This is a genomic window from Nocardioides sp., assembly GCF_044226305.1.
In the GTDB taxonomy this organism is placed as follows: Bacteria; Actinomycetota; Actinomycetes; order Propionibacteriales; family Nocardioidaceae; genus Nocardioides.
Window position 1 is genome coordinate 88,825 of the sequence record NZ_JBGAHF010000009.1, and the last position, 19,042, is coordinate 107,866.

Genomic DNA, 19,042 nt, shown 5'->3' on the forward strand with positions numbered 1-19,042 from the left:
CCTCAGCCCTCCTCGAGGACCCGGACGGTCATCGTGGTGTTGCCGATGCGCACCTGGGACCCGTCGTGCAGCTGGGTGGACGTGGTCCGGTGGCCGTCGACGAGCAGGCCGTTGGTCGAGCCGAGGTCGGTGACCGAGATGCTCAGGCCGGCGCCGGCCGGTGCGCCCGCGACGCTGAACTCGGCGTGCCGCCGGCTCACCCCCGGGTCGTTGATGCGGACGTCCGCCTCGGTGCCGCGGCCGACGACGAGGCCGGGCGGTTGCAGCGGGTGCCGCGTCCCGTTGACCTCGAGGATGGCGCGGGCCCGGCCGACCTGCGTGTGCGTCGCCTGGCTGGTGACCTTGGCCTGCGCCCGGCTGCGGATGCGGAACCGGCCGGTGGTGAGGTCCTCCGCGGCCTCGAACGCGATCGCCACCGGGCCCGGGAAGGTGTAGCTCTGCTGGTCGGCGTACGCCGTCAGCTGGGTGCGCATCTCCTCGGCCAGCGCCGTGTCGTACGGCGAGAGCCGGTCCAGGTCGGTCTGGGCGAGCTCGACGTGGAAGTCGTTGGGGACCAGCCGGCGGTCGCGGGAGAGGATCTGGGCGTTGTTGTCGCACTCGCGCTGGAGCGCGGCGGAGATCTCCACGGGCTGGACCGCCGAGCGGAACGCCTTGGCGAACGCGCCGGAGATCATCTGCTCGAGCCGTTGCTCGAGTCGCTGGAGTCCGCTCACGCCGCCTCCCTTCCTCGGTCCCGGTCGTCGTGCCCGCTCCTGCGCCCCCCAAACCGCGCGGACCGGTCCCCGAGGTGTCGGGCTCGTCACGGCAGGTCGCAGGCCCGGCGGTGCCGGGTTGCCACGATCGTAACGGGACCGGCGCAGACGGCCCGGTTTGGGCGGAGGCGACGCGCTGGGATAGCCTTGCCCCCGCTTCACGCGCGAGTGGCGGAATAGGCAGACGCGCACGGTTCAGGTCCGTGTGCCCGAAAGGGCGTGGGGGTTCAACTCCCCCCTCGCGCACGTGACAGGCCCCGGATCCTGGGATCCGGGGCCTTTGTCATGTGCGCCTTGGCTCAGGCGCCCGGCGGTGGGCCCTCCCAGGGGTAGCCGAGACGGACGAACGCGTCGCGGATCGCGGTCTTGTCGCCCTCGACCTCGTCGTCGAAGAGGCGCCGGCCCTCCCTCGTCTCGATCACGGTGTGCGACCGTCGCCGGTACACGGCAGCGACCGTCGACCGGTCGATGACGCGCTCGACCGCACCGCGTCGCTCGACCCGAATGCCCTCGCCCGAGAGGTGCAGCACGGGGGTGTTGATGATGACCCAGGCGGAGAACACGACACCCGCCACCAGCCCGAGGAGCGGCCTGCCCACGAGCAGCCACTGCTGGTCGGAGTCCCCGAGCAGCCTGACCGGGCCCTCGAACGGCATCCACGGCAGGTCCGCCGCCAGCCGGGCGGCGTACGGCAGGATGGCGCCCACGACGGCGCCCCCGAGACCGAACAGTCCGATCACCCAGAGCCGGTCCTGCCGGCCGAACCCCCCGATGGTCTCGGCTGCCTCGCCCGGCGACCTGGAGCTCGTCATGGCTCGAGGCTAGGAACCTCCCGCGGTGGGGAACACCGACCAGAGTCTCGTCGTACGGTGACTTTGGGCTAGGTCCCCGCTTGGCAGCGGTCGGGTTGCGGCCGGACGATGGGGCCATGGAGCGAGCCATGGACCGGACAGCCCTGGTGGTCGTCGACGTGCAGCAGGGCTTCGACAGCCCGTGGTGGGGCCCGCGCAACAACCCCGCCTGCGACGCCAACATCGAGGCGCTCGTCGCCGCGTTCGCCGGGAGCGGGCGGCCGGTCGTCCACGTCCGGCACGAGTCGGCGAACCCGGAGAGTCCGCTGCACCCGCAGCAGCCCGGCAACCGGCTCAAGCCCTACCTCGACCGGTTCGATCCCGACCTCGTCGTCACCAAGAGCGTCAACTCGAGCTTCCACGGCGAGCCCGACCTCGATGCCTGGCTGCGCGGTCAGGGGCTGACCGGCATCGTGGTCGTGGGCATCACCACCAACCACTGCTGCGAGACCACGGCTCGGGTGGGCGGCAACCTCGGGTACGACGTGGCGTTCGTCCTCGACGCGACCCACACCTTCGACCGGGCGGGACCGGACGGGTCGGTCATGACGGCCGACGAGCTGGCCCGGGCCACGGCGACCAACCTGCACGGTGAGTTCGCCACCGTGGTGACGACCCGGCAGCTGCTCGACGCGCTGGCGTGACGCCGGCAGCACCGCCGAGTCGGCGCGTCATGCACGCCCGGACTCGGCGGTGCTCTGTTGGGTCAGATCTTCGGCTTCTTGAGCTCGCCGCCGTGGACCATGATCGCCCAGATGATGACGATGTCGATGCCGATGGCGACCGCGCCCAGCACCGGGCTGGCCTGGAGGAAGGCGATGTGGCCGATCGCGCTGAAGAACGCGATGACGACGCCGACGAAGCGCGCCCACCACTGACCGGCGAGCAGGCAGCAGCCGACGAGGATGGCCAGGGCGCCCCAGATCACGTGCACCCAGCCCCACGTGGTGTAGCCGACGCTGACGGTCAGCCCGCTGCTGCCGACGGCGTACACCTCCTTGTTGAACAGCGCGACGAAGCCCTGGATCAGGTGGACCGAGCCGGTGAGCATCAGCATCACGGCTGCGAACTGCACCCAGACGACCCACGCCGACTCACGGACGTAGTTGGCGGGCGCCTCGCCGGTGCGGAAGTTGCTGACGCTCTGGGCATCCGCCATGCTCCGCGGGTCCAGCTGGTGACTGCTCATGGTGTGACCTCCGGTTCCGGCCGCAGTCGGCCATGTCGAGGCTGGCACCGCCCTCCGGGGGTGACTTCACCCCGTACGGGTGAATCCCGCCGCCGCCGGGCAAGCCATGGTGGGCGGGCTGGACCGTCACCCACTCCTCGGAGGCAGCCATGGCCCCTGCGGCCGGAACCGACGCCCACGCCCCGGCCGACGTCCTCGTCGTCTTCGGCATCACCGGCGACCTGGCGCGGGTGATGACCTTCCGCTCGCTCTACCGCCTGGAGCGGCGCGGGGTGCTCGACTGCCCGGTCGTCGGGGTCGCCGTCGACGACTGGAGCGTCGACCAGCTGGTCGCCCGCGCCCGCGACTCGATCGAGAAGACCGGCGAGCCGCTGGACGAGGAGGTCTTCGCGCGCCTCGCGGCCCGGTTCTCCTACGTGAGCGGCGACTTCACCGACCCGGCGACCTACGACCGCGTCGGCCGGGCCATCGGTACGGCGGCGCTGCCGGTCTTCTACCTGGAGATCCCGCCGTCGCTGTTCGGGACCGTCGTCGGCCGGCTCGCGGACGCGGGTCTCGCGCAGCACGCGCGGATCGTGGTCGAGAAGCCCTTCGGCCACGACGCGGAGTCGGCCCGCGCCCTGGCCGACGAGCTGCACCAGCACGTCGACGAGTCGCAGCTGTACCGGATCGACCACTACCTCGGGAAGATGGGCCTCGAGGAGATCCTGCACCTGCGCTTCGCCAACCAGATGATGTGGCCGCTGTGGAACCGCGACCACGTCAGCCACGTGCAGATCACCATGGCCGAGCGGTTCGGCGTCGAGGACCGCGGCCACTTCTACGACCCGGTCGGCGCGCTGCGCGACGTCGTGCAGAACCACCTGATGCAGGTGGTCGCGGCGACCGCGATGGAGCCGCCCTCGCGCGGCGACCTCGGCTCGCTCAAGGACGCCCAGGTCGCGCTCTTCCACGCGGTCGTCGAGGCCGACCCGGCGCACTACGTGCGCGGTCAGTACGACGGCTACCGCTCGATCGCCGGGGTGGCTCCCGACTCGACGACCGAGACGTACGCCGCCCTGCGCCTGGAGATCCAGAACTGGCGCTGGGAGGGGGTCCCGTTCCTCATCCGGGCCGGGAAGCGGCTCGCGACCTCCCAGACCGAGGTCCGGCTGATCTTCAAGCAGGTGCCCTACCTCGGGTTCCTGCCGCGCGACCGGCGCCCGGACCGCAACGAGCTCGTGGTGCGCTTCGACCCCGGGACCGGCGTGCGCCTGGTCGTCGACGCGCGCCGCGCGGACGTCGGCGGCACCGCGCCGATCGAGCTGGACATGGAGTTCGCGAACGAGGGCGGCGAGGGCCCCACGCCGTACGAGGTGCTGCTGAGGGCGGCGATGCGGGGTGACAGCACCCGGTTCACCCGGCAGGACGCGATCGACGAGACCTGGCGGGTGATGCAGCCGCTGCTCGACGACCCGCCGCCGGTGCAGCCCTACGTCCCGGGCACCTGGGGCCCGGCCGCGGCGGACGCGCTGGCCGCCGACGTGGGCGGCTGGCGCGAGCCCTGGCTGCCCGGGTGACCGACCGCCTCACCACTATCGGGTGATGCCAGCACGGGCCGCGTCGACGACGGTGGACCGATGGGACTGTCCGACTCGCCGTTCCCGCCGATCGCGGACTACGCCTTCCTGTCCGACTGCCACACCGGGGCGCTCGTCGCACCGGACGGGTCCGTGGACTGGTTGTGCCCGCCGGCCTTCGACGCGCCCAGCGCGTTCGGCAACCTGCTGGACCGCGGCGCGGGCTCGTTCCGCTTCGGTCCCTACGGCATCACCCAGCCGACGGCGCGGACCTACGTGCCCGGCACGAACGTCCTGACGACGACCTGGCACACGCCCAGCGGCTGGGTGGTCGTGCACGACGCCCTCACGATGGGGCCGCGCACCAGCCCGGACACCGTCACCCCGCACACCCGCCCACCGGCCGACGACGACGCCGACCACATGCTGGTCCGCGTCGTCGAGTGCGTGGACGGCGCGGTCGAGGTCGAGCTGGTCTGCGAGCCGGCGTTCGACTACGGGCGGCACCCGGCGGTCTGGGAGCTCCAGGGCGAGCACGGCGGCATCGCCGACGCCACCGGCGCGGGCCAGGGCCTGCGCCTGGGCACCAGCCTGCTCCTCGGCGTCGAGGGCAGCTCGGTGCGGGGCCGGCACGTGCTCGAGCTGGGGGAGCGGGCCTGGTGCGCGCTCTCCTGGGCGGACGGGCTGGTGCTCCCGAGCGGCGTCGACGACGCGATGGGCCGCATCGACACCACCATCCGGTTCTGGCGCCGCTGGCTGGCCCGGGCGCGGATCCCCGACCACCCGCTGCGGCACCCGCTCGAGCGCTCCGCGCTGACGATCAAGGGCCTCACCTACATGCCGACCGGGGCGACGGTCGCGGCGCTGACCACCTCGCTCCCGGAGACCCCGGGCGGGGAGCGCAACTGGGACTACCGCTACGCGTGGATGCGCGACAGCACCTTCACCCTCCAGGCCCTGCACTACCTCAACCTGGACTGGGAGGCCGACGAGTTCATCCAGTTCGTGGCCGACCTCGAGCCCAACGAGGACGGCAGCCTGCAGATCATGTACGGCATCGACGGCCGCCGGGACCTGACCGAGTCGACCCGCGACGACCTGACGGGCTACGAGGGCGCCCGCCCCGTCCGGATCGGCAACGGGGCCTTCGACCAGCGGCAGAACGACGTGTACGGCGCCGTCCTCGACTCGATCCTGCTGCACACCAGCCGTAGCAAGCACCTGCCGCGGCGGCTCTGGCCGCTGGTGGAGAAGCAGGCCGAGTGCGCGCTCGCCGTCTGGCGCCAGCCCGACCAGGGCATCTGGGAGGCCCGCGGCGAGCCGCAGCACTACGTGTCGTCGAAGCTGATGTGCTGGGTCGCCCTCGACCGGGCCGCCCGGCTGGCCGCCATCCGGGACGACGAACGGCTCGAGGCCCGCTGGGCGGCGGCCGCTGCGGAGGTCCGGGCCGACATCCTCGAGCACGGGGTGAGCGAGGCCGGCGTGCTGCGGCAGCACTACGGCACCGACGCGCTGGACGCCTCGACGCTCCTCGCCTCGCTCTTCGGGTTCCTGCCGGGGACCGACGAGGTGATGCGTCGTACCGTCGACGCGATCGAGCAGGACCTCACCGACCACGGGTTCGTGCTGCGCTACCGGACCGACGAGACCGACGACGGGCTCTCGGGCAAGGAGGGCACCTTCTTGATCTGCTCGTTCTGGCTGGTCTCGGCGCTCACCCACGTCGGCGAGCTCGAGCGCGCCCGCAACCTGATGGAGCGGCTGCTGCGCATCCGCTCGCCGCTGGGCCTCTACGCCGAGGAGTTCGAGGTCGAGCGGGCCCGGCACCTGGGCAACTTCCCGCAGGCCTTCTCCCACCTCGCGCTGATCCAGGCCGCGGGCCGCCTGGTGCTGGAGGAGCGGCGGGCCGAGCTGTCGCTGTGAGGTCGCGGGTCAGCGGCCGGCGACGGCGCCCGCCGCGAGCGCGGCCAGGCGCTCGGGGGTCTCGGCGCCGCGGCAGTCCTCGCGGAAGCCGGGCCGCACGACCGCGGTCGTGACCTTGCGCAGGAGCTGGAGGTACTGGTCGGCCGCGTCCGCGGGGACGCCGAGCAGGAAGACGAGGTCGAAGGTCTCGCCGTTCGGGGCCGTGACCTCGGTCGGCAGGCTCGCCACGGCGACCGTGGGGACGAGGACGGCCGTGCTGCGGGCGTGCGGCAGGGCGACGCCGCCGGGGAGCGCGGTCGCCCCCTGGGCCTCGCGGGCGAGCACGTCGGCGACGTACACCTCGGGGTCGGCCAGCCGGCCGGTCCCGGCGAGCCGGGCCGCGAGGGCGCGGATGCACTCCTCGAGGGTGGATCCGAGGTCCGTGCGGACCGAGGCGGTGTCGACGTCCACGAGCTGGTCGGCCATGCGGTCAGTCTTCCACGGCCCGCGGCCGACGCCGGGGCTCGGCCCTCAGGACGCCTCGAGCACCCAGGCGGGGGCGAACGGCTTGGCCGTGAACGCGGCGCCCTCGGAGAGCCGGATCCGCACGAGCTGCACCTCGTTCGTGTCGAGCTGGTCGTGCTCCACGTCCGCGACCGTGCCGTGCTTCCACTCGCCGTGCTCGAGGACGTAGGCCCACACGAAGACGACGTCGCCCGGGCGCAGGTCGACGACCTGGCAGCGCCCACCCGCGCGGGCACGCTCCGCCACGTCGCGCCAGTACGCGACGCGTCTGACGCACCAGACGGCCATCCCCACGACCAGCGCGCAGCCGACCGCGAGGACGACCGTGCCGAGATCCACGGCCATCCTGCTCACCCCCGGCAGGAACCCCCACCAACCCCACTTGTACAGCTCAAGGTACGTCCAGCGCGGCCACCGGGGAAGAGCGCACAGCCGAATTGCTGGTAGGACTGGTTCATGAGCGAGCGGCCCGTGGACGAGGGCATGGTGCTGGTGCCGGGTGGGACCGCCACGATCGGCAGTGCGGGCTGGTACGCCGAGGAGCAGCCGGTCCGCGAGGCGCCGGTCGGCGACGTGTGGTTCGACGTGCACCCGGTCACCACCGCCGAGTTCGCGCGCTTCGTCGAGGAGACCGGGCACGTCACCGTGGCCGAGGTCGCGCCGGACCCGGAGGACTTCCCGGGCGCCGACCCGGCGCTGCTCGTGGCCGGCTCGCAGGTCTTCACGCCGACCCCCGGGCCGGTCCACCTCGGGGACTGGACCCAGTGGTGGCGCTGGCAGCCGGGGGCGACCTGGCGGACGCCGCTGGGCCCGGGCAGCACCGCCGTCGCCGACCACCCGGTCGTGCACGTCGCGTGGGGTGACGCGGCGGCGTACGCGCGCTGGGCGGGCAAGGAGCTGCCCACCGAGGTGGAGTGGGAGCACGCCGCCCGCGGCGGGCTGGTGGGCCGGGACTTCGGCTGGGCCGAGGAGTGGCCCGACGAGCTGTGGCCCGACGGTGCGGTCCTGGCCAACACCTGGCACGGGCCGTTCCCGTGGCGCAGCGAGGACCCCGACGGCCACGACCGCACGTCACCGGTCGGGAGCTACCCCGCCAACGGCTTCGGCCTGCACGACATGATCGGCAACGTCTGGGAGTGGACGCGGACCCGCTGGAGCGGCTCGCACGCCGGACCGGCCGAGGAGGTCTCGCCCTGCTGCGGCGGATCGATGCGGCTGGGGGAGTCCGACCGGATGGTCAGCAAGGGCGGCTCGCACCTGTGCTCACCGCAGTACTGTCAGCGCTACCGGCCCGGCGCCCGCCAGGGCAACGGCGCCAACGACAGCACCTCTCACCTCGGGTTCCGGTGCGTGCGGCGGGTGCGCGCCGGCGGGTGATCGGCCGCCGGGTTCTGCCGGCGCTCCTCGACCCGCTCCTGCGCCCGGCGCCGCACGGCGTTGCTGAGCGTCGTCACGGCGGTGGCGACCACCAGCACGTTGAAGATCATCGCCACCAGGACCATCGCCCGCGCGGTCTGGCCCTGCGCATGGATGTCGCCGAAGCCCACGGTGAGCAGGGTGGAGACGGTGAAGTAGAGCGAGTCCAGCCGGGTGTTCAACCCGTAGATCTCCCCCGGGTTGGCCATCTCCAGCCGGTAGAAGCCCAGTGCGAACGCCAGCACCGCCAGCACCACGGCGAACACCAGCCCGTCGACCCGCATCTGCGGGTGCTCGAGGTGCCGCACCACCTGCCAGATCACGCCCGCGGTGAGCACGGAGACGATGAGGACGCTGACCACCAGCCGCATCGCCACGTCCTCGGCGTTCACCTCGACGGGGACGACGAAGTACGCCGTCACCGCGAGCGCGACGCCGATCCCGAGACGCAGGAACCGGCGCCATCCGGTCACGGCGAGCCTCCTTCGCTTTCACCCGCTACGGGTGAGCGGTGCGGCCCCGTCCCCGCCCACGCTGGGGCCATCCTGCCGGATGCGGCGACGACGGGAGGCCAGGCACGCATGGACGTCGGCTCGCGCCGCCACCGGCTGGTCGCCGCGGTCCGCGCTCGCAGCGACCAGGCGAAGGACCTGGTGGAGCGGATCCCGATCCTCGGTCGGCTGCTCACCGAGTTCGTCCGCATCGAGTTCATCGACCGGTGCATGCTCATCGCCGCGCAGGGACTGCTGGCCCTGATCCCCACGTTCGTGGTGCTGGTGGCGTTCTTCCCGGGCCTGGTGCACGACGGGATCGGCCAGTTCTCCGACGCCACCGGGCTCGGCTCGACCGGCGACGGCACGATCGCCGGCGAGGTCACCGTCGACCAGGTCCGGGCCCAGACCGGGGTCATCGGCATCGTGATCACGCTGTTCTCGGCGACCAGCTTCGCGCGGGCGATCCAGCGGATGTACGAGCGGATCTGGGAGGAGCCGCACATCGGCGGCGTCAGCGGCACCCGGCGCTGCTTCTTCTGGCTGATGGGGTGGCTGGTCAGCATCCAGACCGTCAGCGGCGTGCTCCACCTGCTCGACGGCCCCGACGGGCTGCTGCCGGTGATGGCCCGGTTCGGGCTGCAGGTCGTGCTGGTGGCCGCCACCTGGCTGGTCACCTCCTGGGTGCTGCTGTTCGGCCGGGTGGCCTGGCAGCGGCTGCTCCTCGGCGCCGTCCTCACCGGCGTGGTCCAGGTGCTGTACACCCGGAGCTCGGGGTTCGTGATGGAGCCGTACGTCCGCCAGAACGCGGAGCAGTTCGGGACGCTGGGCGTGATCCTCGCGATCTCCACCTGGATGATCGGGTTCGGCGCGATCCTGGTCGGCTGCGCGCTCGTGGGCCGGGTGGTGTCGGAGGACCCGACGGTCCTGCACATCGTCAGGTCGTCGGAGGCAGCTGCTCGCTCGAGCTGGCAGCGGCTGCGGCCGGGGGACGGGACAACAGCTCCACCACCAGGAGCACCACCGCGGCGACCACGAGGAGAGTGAAGGTGAACGCCCCCGTCGGGTGGTCGGCCATGATGTAGCCCAGCAGGGCCAGGCCCAGCACGGTGCCGCGGATGACGGCCTTGTTGACGTAGAGGAACGTGCCGAAGCGGCCGGTGTCGAGGCCGACCCGTTCGCCGCCCTCCCGGACCGAGCCGATCAGCCGGCTCGTGCCGCCCCGCACCCGGGTCGCGGCACCGCCCGAGCCGCTGACCCAGGCGATGAACGCGATCGCGAGGCTGAGCACGAGGATCGCGCGCAGGTTGAGCCGGATGAACCAGACCAGCGTGTCGTAGATGGCGCCGGCCGCGGCCGTGTCCACGTCCGTGGGCAGTGCGTCGAGGTAGACGATGCGGAACGCGTTGAGGCCGACGCCGAGCGCGAGCATCGACCCGGCGATCACGAGCATCGCCGCGATCAGCGTGCGCCGCCGCTGCCGCGCGATGCCGATCGCCGCACCGAGCAGCACCAGCGCCAGGATCGGCAGCCAGGTGTTGATGGCGCTGAGGATCCGGAAGGCGTTCTGGGCCTTGGTGATGTCGGCGGACTGGAAGATCGTGAACTGGGCGTTCACCGTCGGCAGCTTGCCGGCGAGGCTGAAGCCGCGGTTGACGAGGTCCTGCTGGATGGTGTCGATGATCGTGGCCAGGTTGACGCTCACCGTGTTGCCGTCGACCTGGACGGTGTCGCTGTCCTTGCCGGTGAGCACCGCGACCATCTGGGTGTGGGCCTGGCGGTTGGCCTCCTCCCACGCGCTCTTGAACGTGTCGGAGGAGACGAACTTGGCGACGGCGTCGTGGATGAAGCCGGTGATGGCGTTGGCCAGCGGGGTGCCCAGCGCCTCGAGGCTGGTCACCGCGAGCGGCGGCAGCCCACGGTCGGCCAGCGCCTGGACGGCCTGGTCGGTGACGGCCTGGATCTCGAGCCGGGAGGAGATCTCGTCGGTGATCCGGTTCGTGATGGCGTTCTGGACGGCCGGGTCGCTGGCCAGCGGAGCCACCGACTGGACGTAGCGGTCGGTGTCGGCCACCTCGTTGTTGGCCCACCGGGCCACCACACCGAGCGGGGTGAGCACGGCGATCATCGCGATCAGGACCGTGACGACGACGGGTCGCCACCAGCCCGACCGGCTCTCGGCCGGCGCGGCGACCACCGGGGTCGCCGCGGTCTCGACGCGGGCGGCGGCCTGCTCCTCGCGGAGGCGCGCGACCTCGGCCCGCAGCTCCTCGACCTCCGAGAGCTCGCGGGTCTGCTCCGTGACCTCCTGCGTGTCCTCCGGCGTGGACTCCGGCGTGGGCTCCGGCGTGGGCTCCGGCGTGGGCTCCGGCGTGGGCTCCTTGGTCGGCTCGACGTCGCTCATGCTGCACCTCCCGCCAGCTCGGGCCGCGCACTGCGCAGCCGCAGCGCGGCGACCGTGGCCACCACGCCCACGACGACCAACCAGATCCCGACGAGCACCACCAGCAGCTTCAGCGAGATCTCGGTGTCGACGATGAGAAACCCGCCGAACAGGATGCTCAGCACCCCGGTCAGGACGTCCCAGCCGCGGCCCTCGCGCTCGACGCCGAGACCGGCCTGGAGCAGGTCGATCACTCCGGAGATCACCCAGAAGGCACCCAGGACCATCGTGAGCACGAGCACCGACTGGAGCGGGTCCCGCAGGATGAGGAGGCCGACGACGAGGGCGACCCCGCCGAGCAGGCCGACGAGCGCACGGGCCGCGCCGTCGAGCCGGTCGGTCGACAGCGCCTGGACGATCCGGACGATCCCGACGACCACCAGCTGGATCGCGAGCAGCACGGCGAAGACGGTGACGGACGCGTCCGGCCACACGAGGAGCGCGACGCCGAGACCGAGCGTGATGAGGCCGTAGGTGAGGACCAGGCCCCAGTGGTCGGCCAGCGCCCGGAGGGCGGGCGGGACCGGAGCGGTCCGGGTGTCGGGCGCAGTGGTGCTCATGCGCCCCATCGTCGTGCTCGTGCGCACGGCCGAGGGTCGCCCGATTCGGGTGGACTCACGATGTCGTGCTGGCGCACTCGCTCAGAGCAGGTGCATGCTGCGCGCGGCGGCGAGGGCCGCACTGCGCCGGTTGACCGACAGCTTGCCGTACAGGCTCGAGACGTGGGTCTTCACGGTGTTCTCGGACACGAACAGGTTGGTCGCGATGTCGGCGTACGTCGACCCGCGCGCCAGCTCGTAGAGGACGTCGCGCTCGCGCGGGCTGAGCACCGGGACGACGACGCCGTCGGGCAGGTCGACCCGCTCGTTCGGGGCCGCGGTCGTCGGTCCGAAGTGGGTGGCGATGCTGGCCAGCTCGGCCGTCGCGGCGGTGAGCTCCCGGACCCACGGGGTCGGCCGGGCGCGGCCCTGGCGGTCGAGCAGCTCGTGCACCCCGGTGCCGTGCCGGGTCCAGCCGAGGAACGGCACCGCGTTGCGCCGCACCTCGGTCGCGACCAGCGCCTGGTGCATCAGCTCGCGGCCGGTGTCGCGCTCGCCGAGCTCGTCGCGCAGCTGGGCGGCCGCCACGAGGGCGATCGGCCCGACCGGCGGCTGTCGGAGCCGCACTCCGTCCGCGGCCCGCTCGTAGCGCGCGGCCGCGGCCCGCCGGTCGCCGCGCAGGTCCGCGCGCAGCCCGTCGACCAGCGCCGCCTCGCCGGCGTACCCCCGCTCGTCCAGCTCGTCCCGCACCCGGGTCAGCGGACTCTGGTCGGCGGCCAGTCCGGCGAGGAAGACCCGCTCGAGCTGGAGGACGGCCCACACGTCGTCGGGCAGGTCGGGCGTCTCGATGGGGAGGTCGAGGGCACGCTCGGCGCCGGAGAGCGACCCCGCGGCCAGCTCGAGCCGCGACCGGCGCAGCCGGGCCCAGAACCGGGTCACCGGGTCGGCGGCGTGCTCGGGCACGTGCTCGGCGGCGAGCACCTCGCGGCCCAGCTCGAGGGCCGGCAGGTCCGCGAGCGCCACCAGGTCCTTGACCAGAGCGGCCCGGCCGCAGGAGAAGGTCGCCTGCCACGGCCGGCCGGCGCTGACCGTCAGCACCTCGTCGGCGATCTCGGCCGCGGCGGCCTCGTTGCCGCTGAGGTAGCGGGTGAAGGCGAGGTGCGAGAGCGCGACGGCGACCATCGCGGGGAGGTCGCGCGACCGCGCCAGCTGCAGCGCGGCGCTCAGCAGGTCACCGGCCCGGTCGAGGTCGCCGGTCCAGTTGAGCGTGACGGCGAGCTCGCAGCAGAGGATCGGCACGAGCGCGTCGTCGGGCTCCGCCTCGTCGGAGGCGAGCACCGCGTCCGCGTGCTCGACCGCGGCCGCCATCGGCTCCAGCCGCAGCCGGGCCCGCATCACCCGGGCACACGCCACCTGGATCCGGGTGTCCCGGGTGTCGGGCATCGGGTCGCTGACGATCCGGTCCAGCCAGTGCCGCGAGTCGTGCACCGCAGCCGTGAACCAGCGCTCGAGCGCGAGGGTGAACCAGGACGCCGGCGTGACGTCGACCGCGGACGGGTTGGTGAGCGCCCAGGCGTGGATGCCCTCCCCGTGGCCGCGCAGCAGCAGGGTGGGTCCGACGGTCGCCAGCAGGTCGGCCGCTCCGAGCTGGTCACCGATCGCGACCAGCCGCCGGAACGCATCGGCGGTCGCACCGCGCGCCACGTCGAGCCGGACCGCGCGCTGGACGGTGGCCGCCGCCCGCAGGACGTCCACGCCGCCGGCGGTCGTACGACGGCGGACCACCTCGGCGAGCAGGGGGTGGATGGCGTAGCGGGCACCGCCCTCGCCCTCGTCGGAGTCCGGCAGGCGGGTGACCAGCAGGCCCATGCCCTCGAGGTCGGCCAGCGCCTCGGCGGCGCGCGGGTCGTGGGTGAGGTGGACGGCCAGGTCGGGGGTGACCTCGGGCTCGGAGGCCACGCACAGCAGCAGGTGGCGCTGCCGGGGCTGGAGGGTCGCGAACACCTCGCTGGCGACCCGGTCGGCGACGGTGGCCCCCTCGGCGGCGTACCGCCGGGCGACCGTGACCGGGTCGGCCGAGGAGGCCACGGCGCGCGCGGTCATCACGACCGCGGCGCACCAGCCCTGGGTCCGCTCGGCGATCGCACGGGACACCTCGGCGGCGTCCACGGGCACGTGCGCCGCGACCAGGGCGGCGGACTCCTCCTCGTCGAGCCGGAGCAGCTCACCGCGCAGCACGGAGTACTGGCCGAGCAGCTCCGAGGAGAGCCGGGTGAACGGCAGGTCCCAGCGGGAGATCAGCAGCAGGCGCAGCGAGTCCGGATCACGCTCCAGGCGGTCGTCGAGCGCGCGGACGGTGGCGATGGGCAGGTCGTGGGCGTCGTCGACGACCACCAGCCGGTCCGGGTGCAGGAGGTCGAGCAGCCGGGCCGGGGTCCAGGCGGCGTCGGCGCGCACCCAGGTCGAGGTCTCGGTGCGTCCCGTCTCGCGCAGCCAGCCGGCGACGCCGAGGGTCTTGCCCGCACCACCCGGGCCGACCAGCAGCGTGGCGGCACCCTGGGTCGCGTCCTCGAGCCGCTGCCAGAGCCGGTGGCGGGGGACGTAGGCGCGCGGCAACCGGGGCAGGTGGCCGGCCACCGCCTGTCCCTGGGGTCGCGACGACATCGCGCCTCCTCCACCTGCGGGGGCAGACCCCGAGCGCCCGGCCCCTCGAGTCCGAATCTAGGGCAGGCTCTCATGGATCCGCTACAGCCGCAGCGAATGGAGGGAGGTCGGTGTTCAGCTGTTGGAGAGCAGGGAGCTCAGGGCCCAGATGACGAGGACGTCGAGGGTGATGACGAGCAGCGACCAGATCGGGAAGTGGGGCAGGAACGCGAAGCTCGAGACGGCCGACAGCACCGCGATCAGGAGCCCGACCGCCCGGGCCCAGGTCTGCCCGTAGAGCACGCAGATGCCGACCACCATCATCACGGCTCCGACGCCGAGGTGGATCCAGCCCCAGCCGGTGAGGCTGATCGAGTACAGGTAGTCGTGGGTGACGACGAGGACGTCGTCCTCGAGCACGGCCGAGATGCCCTCGAGGAGCTGGAACAGCCCGACGGTCACCATGACGACCCCGGCGAACGCCCCGATGCCCCACGCCCACAGGCCGCGGGTGGAGACGTCGTACTCCTGCTTCCGGGAGGTCGTGCTCATGCCAGCACGCTAGGGCGTCGGGCACGGCCGCGGGTCACCCGAAACCGACGAGCGCCGCTCAGTCCTCGAACAGCCGGCGCAGCTCATCGGAGGTCGCGTCGTCGACCTCGGCGTGGATCAAGGTGGCCCCGCTGGCGGTGATCTCGGGGCCGACGACCTCGGGCTTCGCGCCGCTCGCCACGAGGACGAGCGCCGAGGTCCCAGGCGTCAGGGCGGTGCACAGGTTCGCGATGGTCTGCTCGTCGACGCCGGCGTTGCGGAGCCGCTCGATGACCGCTCCCGCGGTCGCGCCGACGGCCGCGCCGGCGACGGGCGCGAGCACGAGCGTCCCGAGCACGGCGCCCCAGAGTGCGCCCTGCCCGGTCGCGCTGGCCTTGCGGTGGCGCAGGTGCCGGACCACGGGCTTCTCGGCCCGCGGCATCCAGATCACGGCGGTCGCGTCGTGCACCGTGATCGCGCCCTGCTGCTCCAGCCGCTTGAGCCGCAGCTCGCCGGAGTCGACGCCGAGGGGGGTGTCGAAGCGCCAGATGGTCAGGTTGGGCATCGCATGCTCCTCGGCTCCTGGTCGCCGTCACTCCGAGAAGATCTCGCGGAGTGCCGCCTCCTGCTCCGGGGTGAGGTCGGTGTGGATCAGCTCGCCCTGCGGTCCACCGACGAAGGCCTCCGCGATCCGGTCGACGTCGGCGTCGCTGGTGAGGACGAACAGGGCCGAGGTCCCGGGCGTCACCTGGTCGCGGACCAGGTTGATGAAGCGGTCGTCGATGCCGACGTCGGTGAGCGAGCCGGTGATCGCACCGGTGGCCGCGCCGATCGCCGCACCGAGCAGGGGCACGAAGAAGATCAGCCCGAACAGCAGCCCCCAGAAGCCGCCACCGAGAGCGCCCGCGACCGTCGTGTTCGTCAGCTGGCGGGTCTTCGGCTTCCGCTTGCCGACCTCCCACTCGACCGTCGCCGCGTCCTGGATCACGACGACGTCCGCGCGCTCGAGGTCGGCGAGGATGTCCGCCGCCTCCCCGGCACCGGCGGTGGTGTCGAACCTCCACACCGTCAACGTGGCCACGCGGTCAGGGTGCCCCGGCCGGGAGGACCCGGGGCTCACCCGTTCCGCGTGATCCGCGCCGGATCCGACGCTCCTGCGGAGGTCTCGCCCGTTTCCGGTGAGGCGTCCGTGCGCCGCTGCCGCCTACCGTCTGGTCCACACCGAGCGACGATCGGAGGGACCGAGGGCGATGACCAGGATGATGATCCGCGTCGATGCGGAGATCTCCGACGAGCTCTCGGGAGCGTTCCCCCACCTGACCGCGCGGACCCAGCGCGCGACCACCACGCTGACCGGCGAGATGACCGACCAGCAGGAGCTCCAGGGCGTGCTCAACCTCCTCAACTCCCTCGGCATCGAGGTCGTCGAGGTGCTCACGATCCCGGACTGACCTCCGGTGCTGCGGCCGGCGCACCGGGCCGGTCGCCCGCGGTGTCGGTCCCGTCGGTGTCGTCGTCCGCCTCGGTCTCGTCGTCCGCCTCGTCGGGCGGTGGCTGCTCGTCCCGGTTCGAGATGAGGGGACGCAACCACCGCGCGGTCGGGTCGGAGTCGACCAGCAGGGCCTTGCCGAACAGCGTCAGCGGGATCGCGAGGATCGCGCCGAGGGGACCCACGACCCAGGTCCAGAAGACCAGGGAGAAGAAGCTCAGCGTCGTGGACAGACCGACGGTGTCGCCGACGACCTTCGGCTGGATCACCGACTGGATGATCACGTTGAGCACGCAGTAGACCGCGATCACCGCGAGCATCAGCCCCGGGCCGCCCTCGAGGAGCGCGAGGATCGCGGGCGGGATCAGGCCGATGACGAAGCCGATGTTGGGGATGTAGTTGGTGATGAACGCCAGCAGGCCCCAGGTCATCGGGAGCGGGACGCCGAGCATGGCGAGCGCGATCGTGTCGAGGACCGCCACGATCAGGCCGAAGACGGTCGAGACGCCGAGGTAGCGCCGGGTCTGGTGGGCGAAGTCCTCGAGCGAGCCGACCATCAGCGGTCGGGCGGCACGCGCCCGCTCGAGCTGGCGGGGGAACGAGCTCGCGTCGAAGGTCATGAAGAGGATCAGGGCGAAGATGAAGAAGAGGTTGGAGACCATGCCGAGCAGCTGTCCGAGCAGCCCGGTGAGGAACCCGCCCAGCGAGCCGAGGTCGAAGGACGACTCGGCCTTCTTGATGTCGGACTGCGAGACACCCATCTTGTCGAGCCACGCCGTGAGGTTGCTCAGCTGCTCGCCGAACTTGTCGGCGTACGTCGGCAGCAGCTCGGCGAAGCGCGCGATCGACACGAGCATGGCGAGCGCGAGGAGCACGATCCCGACGTAGACCACGACGATGCAGATCGCCGAGGCCGCCCACGACGGCATCCAGTGGTCCAGCCAGCGCCGGATCGGGTGCGCGAGCACGGTGAGGATCAGCGCGAGGAACAGCGGGGCGAGGAGGCCGGACACGGCCTTCATGCCGGCGACGACGATCACCGCGGCGGCCATGCCGAGCAGCAGCAGCAGGGCCCGGGGCAGCCCGGACCGAGGCGCCGGCTCGATCATCGTCGACATTGCCTCATCGTCCGGCCTGCGTCCGGCCGCCGGGCTCACCCGACTCGGGTGACCTGATGCCGCTCCGGGATCCCTAGCGTGGCGGCATGTCTGACTGGGCGAGCGTGGCGTCCGCCCTCGGGGGCATCATCGCCGTGGTCCTGGCTGTGGCCACCATCGCGATCTACGTCATCGCGCTGGGCGTGCTGCCCGGGAACCGGCGGCCGCAGACGGCGATGGCCTGGCTGCTGCTGATCTTCATGATCCCGTGGGGCGGGTTCCTGCTGTTCCTGCTCATCGGCAGGACCTCCGTCGGCCGCAAGCGCCGCGAGGAGCAGGAGGAGGTGAACGCGGCGATCCTCGGCGCCGCCCAGCTCGACCGGATCGGGGACGACGTCGCGCGCGCGGCCCTCCCGCCGCTCGTGCAGTCCTTCGCCCACCTCAACAGCGAGCTCGGCGTGCTCCCGCTGTCGTTCGGCAACACGGTGGAGCTGATCGCCGACTACAACGGCTCCATCGAGGCGATGCGCCAGGAGGTCGCGGCCGCCGAGCACTACGTCCACGTCCAGTTCTACATCTCCGCCTGGGACGAGGTGACCACCCCGTTCTTCGAGGAGCTGGTCCGCGCGACCGAGCGCGGCGTCGACGTGCGGTTCCTCTTCGACCACCTCGGCTCGCGCGGCATCCCGGGCTACAAGGACTTCGTCAAGAAGCTGAAGGCGACCAAGATCCAGTGGTCCCCGATGCTGCCGATCATGCCGCTGAAGGGGGAGTTCCGCCGGCCGGACCTGCGCAACCACCGCAAGATCCTGGTCGTCGACGGCCGGGTCGCGTTCAGCGGGTCCCAGAACCTGACGGAGGCCTGCTACAACAAGCCGAAGAACCAGAAGCTGGGCCGCGCGTGGGTCGAGCTGATGGCCCGGGTCGAGGGTCCGGTGGTCCAGGAGCTGAACGTCGTCTTCGCGACGGACTGGTACAGCGAGACCGGCGAGCGGCTGCAGGACATCGTCTCGGCGCTGCCGCCTCCGCCGAGCGACCGGCCCGGTGCCCTGAGGGACGTCGGGGTGCAGGTCGTCCCGAGCGGGCCGGGCTTCGTGACCGAGAACAACCTGCGGCTCTTCAACAGCATGCTCTACTCCGCCGAGCGCCGGCTGTCGCTGACGAGCCCCTACTTCGTCCCGGACGACTCCCTCCTCTACGCGGTCACCACCGCGGCCCAGCGGGGGGTCGACGTCGAGCTCTTCGTCGGCGCGACCGCCGACCAGTTCATGGTCTCCCACGCCCAGCGCTCCTACTACGAGGTGCTGCTCCGGGCCGGGGTGCGGATCTGGCTCTACCCCGAGCCGTTCGTGCTGCACGCCAAGCACTTCACCGTCGACGACCGGGTGGCCGTCATCGGGTCGAGCAACATGGACATGCGCTCCTTCGCCCTCAACTACGAGGTCGTCATGATGATGACCGGCTCGGACGTGGTGGCGCGGATGTCGGAGGTGCAGGACGTCTACCGCTCGCTGTCCACGGAGCTGACGCTCGACGCCTGGGTCGGCCGCAGCCGCGGCCAGCGCTACCTCGACAACCTGATGCGGCTGACCGCCACGCTCCAGTGACGGCGCGG

General features: G+C 72.3%; 20 protein-coding genes and 1 tRNA gene. 8 read left to right on the forward strand and 13 right to left on the reverse strand.

Features of this window, described 5'->3' with window-relative positions:
* Window positions 1-2 precede the first annotated feature (2 nt).
* Entirely contained in the window at window positions 3-713 is a 711-nt protein-coding gene (locus ACILQ5_RS11470; protein ID WP_395658129.1) for an FhaA domain-containing protein, read from the reverse strand.
* A 201-nt stretch (window positions 714-914) separates the two neighbouring features.
* On the opposite strand from ACILQ5_RS11470, the gene ACILQ5_RS11475 reads away from it, so the two are divergent.
* Window positions 915-998 (forward strand) — tRNA-Leu (locus ACILQ5_RS11475).
* 53 nt (window positions 999-1,051) lie between these two features.
* On the opposite strand, the gene ACILQ5_RS11480 is transcribed toward ACILQ5_RS11475, so the two are convergent.
* A complete protein-coding gene (locus ACILQ5_RS11480) occupies window positions 1,052-1,564 on the reverse strand; it encodes a hypothetical protein (RefSeq protein ID WP_395658130.1) in 513 nt (170 codons plus the stop codon).
* 116 nt (window positions 1,565-1,680) lie between these two features.
* On the opposite strand from ACILQ5_RS11480, the gene ACILQ5_RS11485 reads away from it, so the two are divergent.
* On the forward strand, window positions 1,681-2,247 hold the full coding sequence (locus tag ACILQ5_RS11485; RefSeq protein WP_395658131.1) for a cysteine hydrolase family protein: 567 nt from the start codon (window positions 1,681-1,683) through the stop codon (window positions 2,245-2,247).
* Window positions 2,248-2,309: 62 nt separating this feature from the next.
* On the opposite strand, the gene ACILQ5_RS11490 is transcribed toward ACILQ5_RS11485, so the two are convergent.
* The gene (locus ACILQ5_RS11490; protein ID WP_395658132.1) at window positions 2,310-2,792 is read right to left on the reverse strand and encodes a hypothetical protein; all 483 of its coding nucleotides are present in this window, start codon (window positions 2,790-2,792) and stop codon (window positions 2,310-2,312) included.
* A 149-nt stretch (window positions 2,793-2,941) separates the two neighbouring features.
* Between ACILQ5_RS11490 and zwf the strand changes: the two genes are divergently transcribed.
* Together zwf and ACILQ5_RS11500 are read left to right on the forward strand one after the other, a co-directional pair.
* Entirely contained in the window at window positions 2,942-4,351 is a 1,410-nt protein-coding gene (zwf, locus tag ACILQ5_RS11495; protein WP_395658133.1) for a glucose-6-phosphate dehydrogenase, read from the forward strand.
* A 60-nt stretch (window positions 4,352-4,411) separates the two neighbouring features.
* Window positions 4,412-6,274 (forward strand): glycoside hydrolase family 15 protein, encoded by a 1,863-nt coding sequence (locus ACILQ5_RS11500; RefSeq protein ID WP_395658134.1) that lies wholly within the window; start codon window positions 4,412-4,414, stop codon window positions 6,272-6,274.
* A 9-nt stretch (window positions 6,275-6,283) separates the two neighbouring features.
* Here the strand turns inward: ACILQ5_RS11500 and ACILQ5_RS11505 are convergent, their stop codons facing one another.
* Window positions 6,284-6,739 (reverse strand): PTS sugar transporter subunit IIA, encoded by a 456-nt coding sequence (locus ACILQ5_RS11505; protein ID WP_395658135.1) that lies wholly within the window; start codon window positions 6,737-6,739, stop codon window positions 6,284-6,286.
* 45 nt (window positions 6,740-6,784) lie between these two features.
* On the reverse strand, window positions 6,785-7,117 hold the full coding sequence (locus ACILQ5_RS11510; RefSeq protein ID WP_395658136.1) for a hypothetical protein: 333 nt from the start codon (window positions 7,115-7,117) through the stop codon (window positions 6,785-6,787).
* A 117-nt stretch (window positions 7,118-7,234) separates the two neighbouring features.
* Here ACILQ5_RS11510 and ACILQ5_RS11515 point away from each other — a divergent pair, with 117 nt between their 5' ends.
* Window positions 7,235-8,155, forward strand: coding sequence for a formylglycine-generating enzyme family protein (locus ACILQ5_RS11515; RefSeq protein WP_395658137.1), 921 nt, complete (start codon window positions 7,235-7,237; stop codon window positions 8,153-8,155).
* Here the strand turns inward: ACILQ5_RS11515 and ACILQ5_RS11520 are convergent.
* Window positions 8,110-8,667 (reverse strand): potassium channel family protein, encoded by a 558-nt coding sequence (locus ACILQ5_RS11520; RefSeq protein ID WP_395658138.1) that lies wholly within the window; start codon window positions 8,665-8,667, stop codon window positions 8,110-8,112. The two genes, ACILQ5_RS11515 and ACILQ5_RS11520, sit on opposite strands and share 46 nt — an antisense overlap.
* A 108-nt stretch (window positions 8,668-8,775) precedes the next feature.
* On the opposite strand from ACILQ5_RS11520, the gene ACILQ5_RS11525 reads away from it, so the two are divergent.
* Window positions 8,776-9,732, forward strand: coding sequence for a YhjD/YihY/BrkB family envelope integrity protein (locus tag ACILQ5_RS11525; protein ID WP_395658139.1), 957 nt, complete (start codon window positions 8,776-8,778; stop codon window positions 9,730-9,732).
* Here ACILQ5_RS11525 and ACILQ5_RS11530 read toward each other — a convergent pair.
* The 6 genes from ACILQ5_RS11530 to ACILQ5_RS11555 all read right to left on the reverse strand — a co-directional run bounded on the left by ACILQ5_RS11530 (window position 9,623) and on the right by ACILQ5_RS11555 (window position 15,922).
* Window positions 9,623-11,089 carry a hypothetical protein gene (locus ACILQ5_RS11530; RefSeq protein WP_395658140.1) on the reverse strand — a complete coding sequence of 489 codons (1,467 nt, stop codon included), beginning with the start codon at window positions 11,087-11,089 and terminating at the stop codon, window positions 9,623-9,625. The two genes, ACILQ5_RS11525 and ACILQ5_RS11530, sit on opposite strands and share 110 nt — an antisense overlap.
* Window positions 11,086-11,688: an HdeD family acid-resistance protein gene (locus ACILQ5_RS11535; protein WP_395658141.1), complete on the reverse strand. Its 603-nt coding sequence runs from the start codon at window positions 11,686-11,688 to the stop codon at window positions 11,086-11,088. The genes ACILQ5_RS11530 and ACILQ5_RS11535 overlap by 4 nt, the downstream gene beginning before the upstream one ends.
* 81 nt (window positions 11,689-11,769) lie before the next feature.
* Window positions 11,770-14,331: a LuxR C-terminal-related transcriptional regulator gene (locus tag ACILQ5_RS11540; protein WP_395658142.1), complete on the reverse strand. Its 2,562-nt coding sequence runs from the start codon at window positions 14,329-14,331 to the stop codon at window positions 11,770-11,772.
* Between the two features lie 114 nt (window positions 14,332-14,445).
* Window positions 14,446-14,862 (reverse strand): hypothetical protein, encoded by a 417-nt coding sequence (locus tag ACILQ5_RS11545; RefSeq protein WP_395658143.1) that lies wholly within the window; start codon window positions 14,860-14,862, stop codon window positions 14,446-14,448.
* Window positions 14,863-14,920: 58 nt separating this feature from the next.
* Window positions 14,921-15,406: a DUF1269 domain-containing protein gene (locus ACILQ5_RS11550; RefSeq protein WP_395658144.1), complete on the reverse strand. Its 486-nt coding sequence runs from the start codon at window positions 15,404-15,406 to the stop codon at window positions 14,921-14,923.
* A 27-nt stretch (window positions 15,407-15,433) separates the two neighbouring features.
* Window positions 15,434-15,922, reverse strand: coding sequence for a DUF1269 domain-containing protein (locus ACILQ5_RS11555; RefSeq protein ID WP_395658145.1), 489 nt, complete (start codon window positions 15,920-15,922; stop codon window positions 15,434-15,436).
* A gap of 169 nt (window positions 15,923-16,091) precedes the next feature.
* Here ACILQ5_RS11555 and ACILQ5_RS11560 point away from each other — a divergent pair, with 169 nt between their 5' ends.
* Window positions 16,092-16,292 (forward strand): hypothetical protein, encoded by a 201-nt coding sequence (locus ACILQ5_RS11560; RefSeq protein WP_395658146.1) that lies wholly within the window; start codon window positions 16,092-16,094, stop codon window positions 16,290-16,292.
* Here the strand turns inward: ACILQ5_RS11560 and ACILQ5_RS11565 are convergent.
* Entirely contained in the window at window positions 16,276-17,448 is a 1,173-nt protein-coding gene (locus tag ACILQ5_RS11565; RefSeq protein ID WP_395658147.1) for an AI-2E family transporter, read from the reverse strand. The genes ACILQ5_RS11560 and ACILQ5_RS11565 overlap by 17 nt on opposite strands.
* Window positions 17,449-17,534: 86 nt before the next feature.
* Between ACILQ5_RS11565 and cls the strand changes: the two genes are divergently transcribed.
* Window positions 17,535-19,034, forward strand: coding sequence for a cardiolipin synthase (gene cls, locus ACILQ5_RS11570; RefSeq protein WP_395658148.1), 1,500 nt, complete (start codon window positions 17,535-17,537; stop codon window positions 19,032-19,034).
* Window positions 19,035-19,042 lie beyond the last annotated feature (8 nt).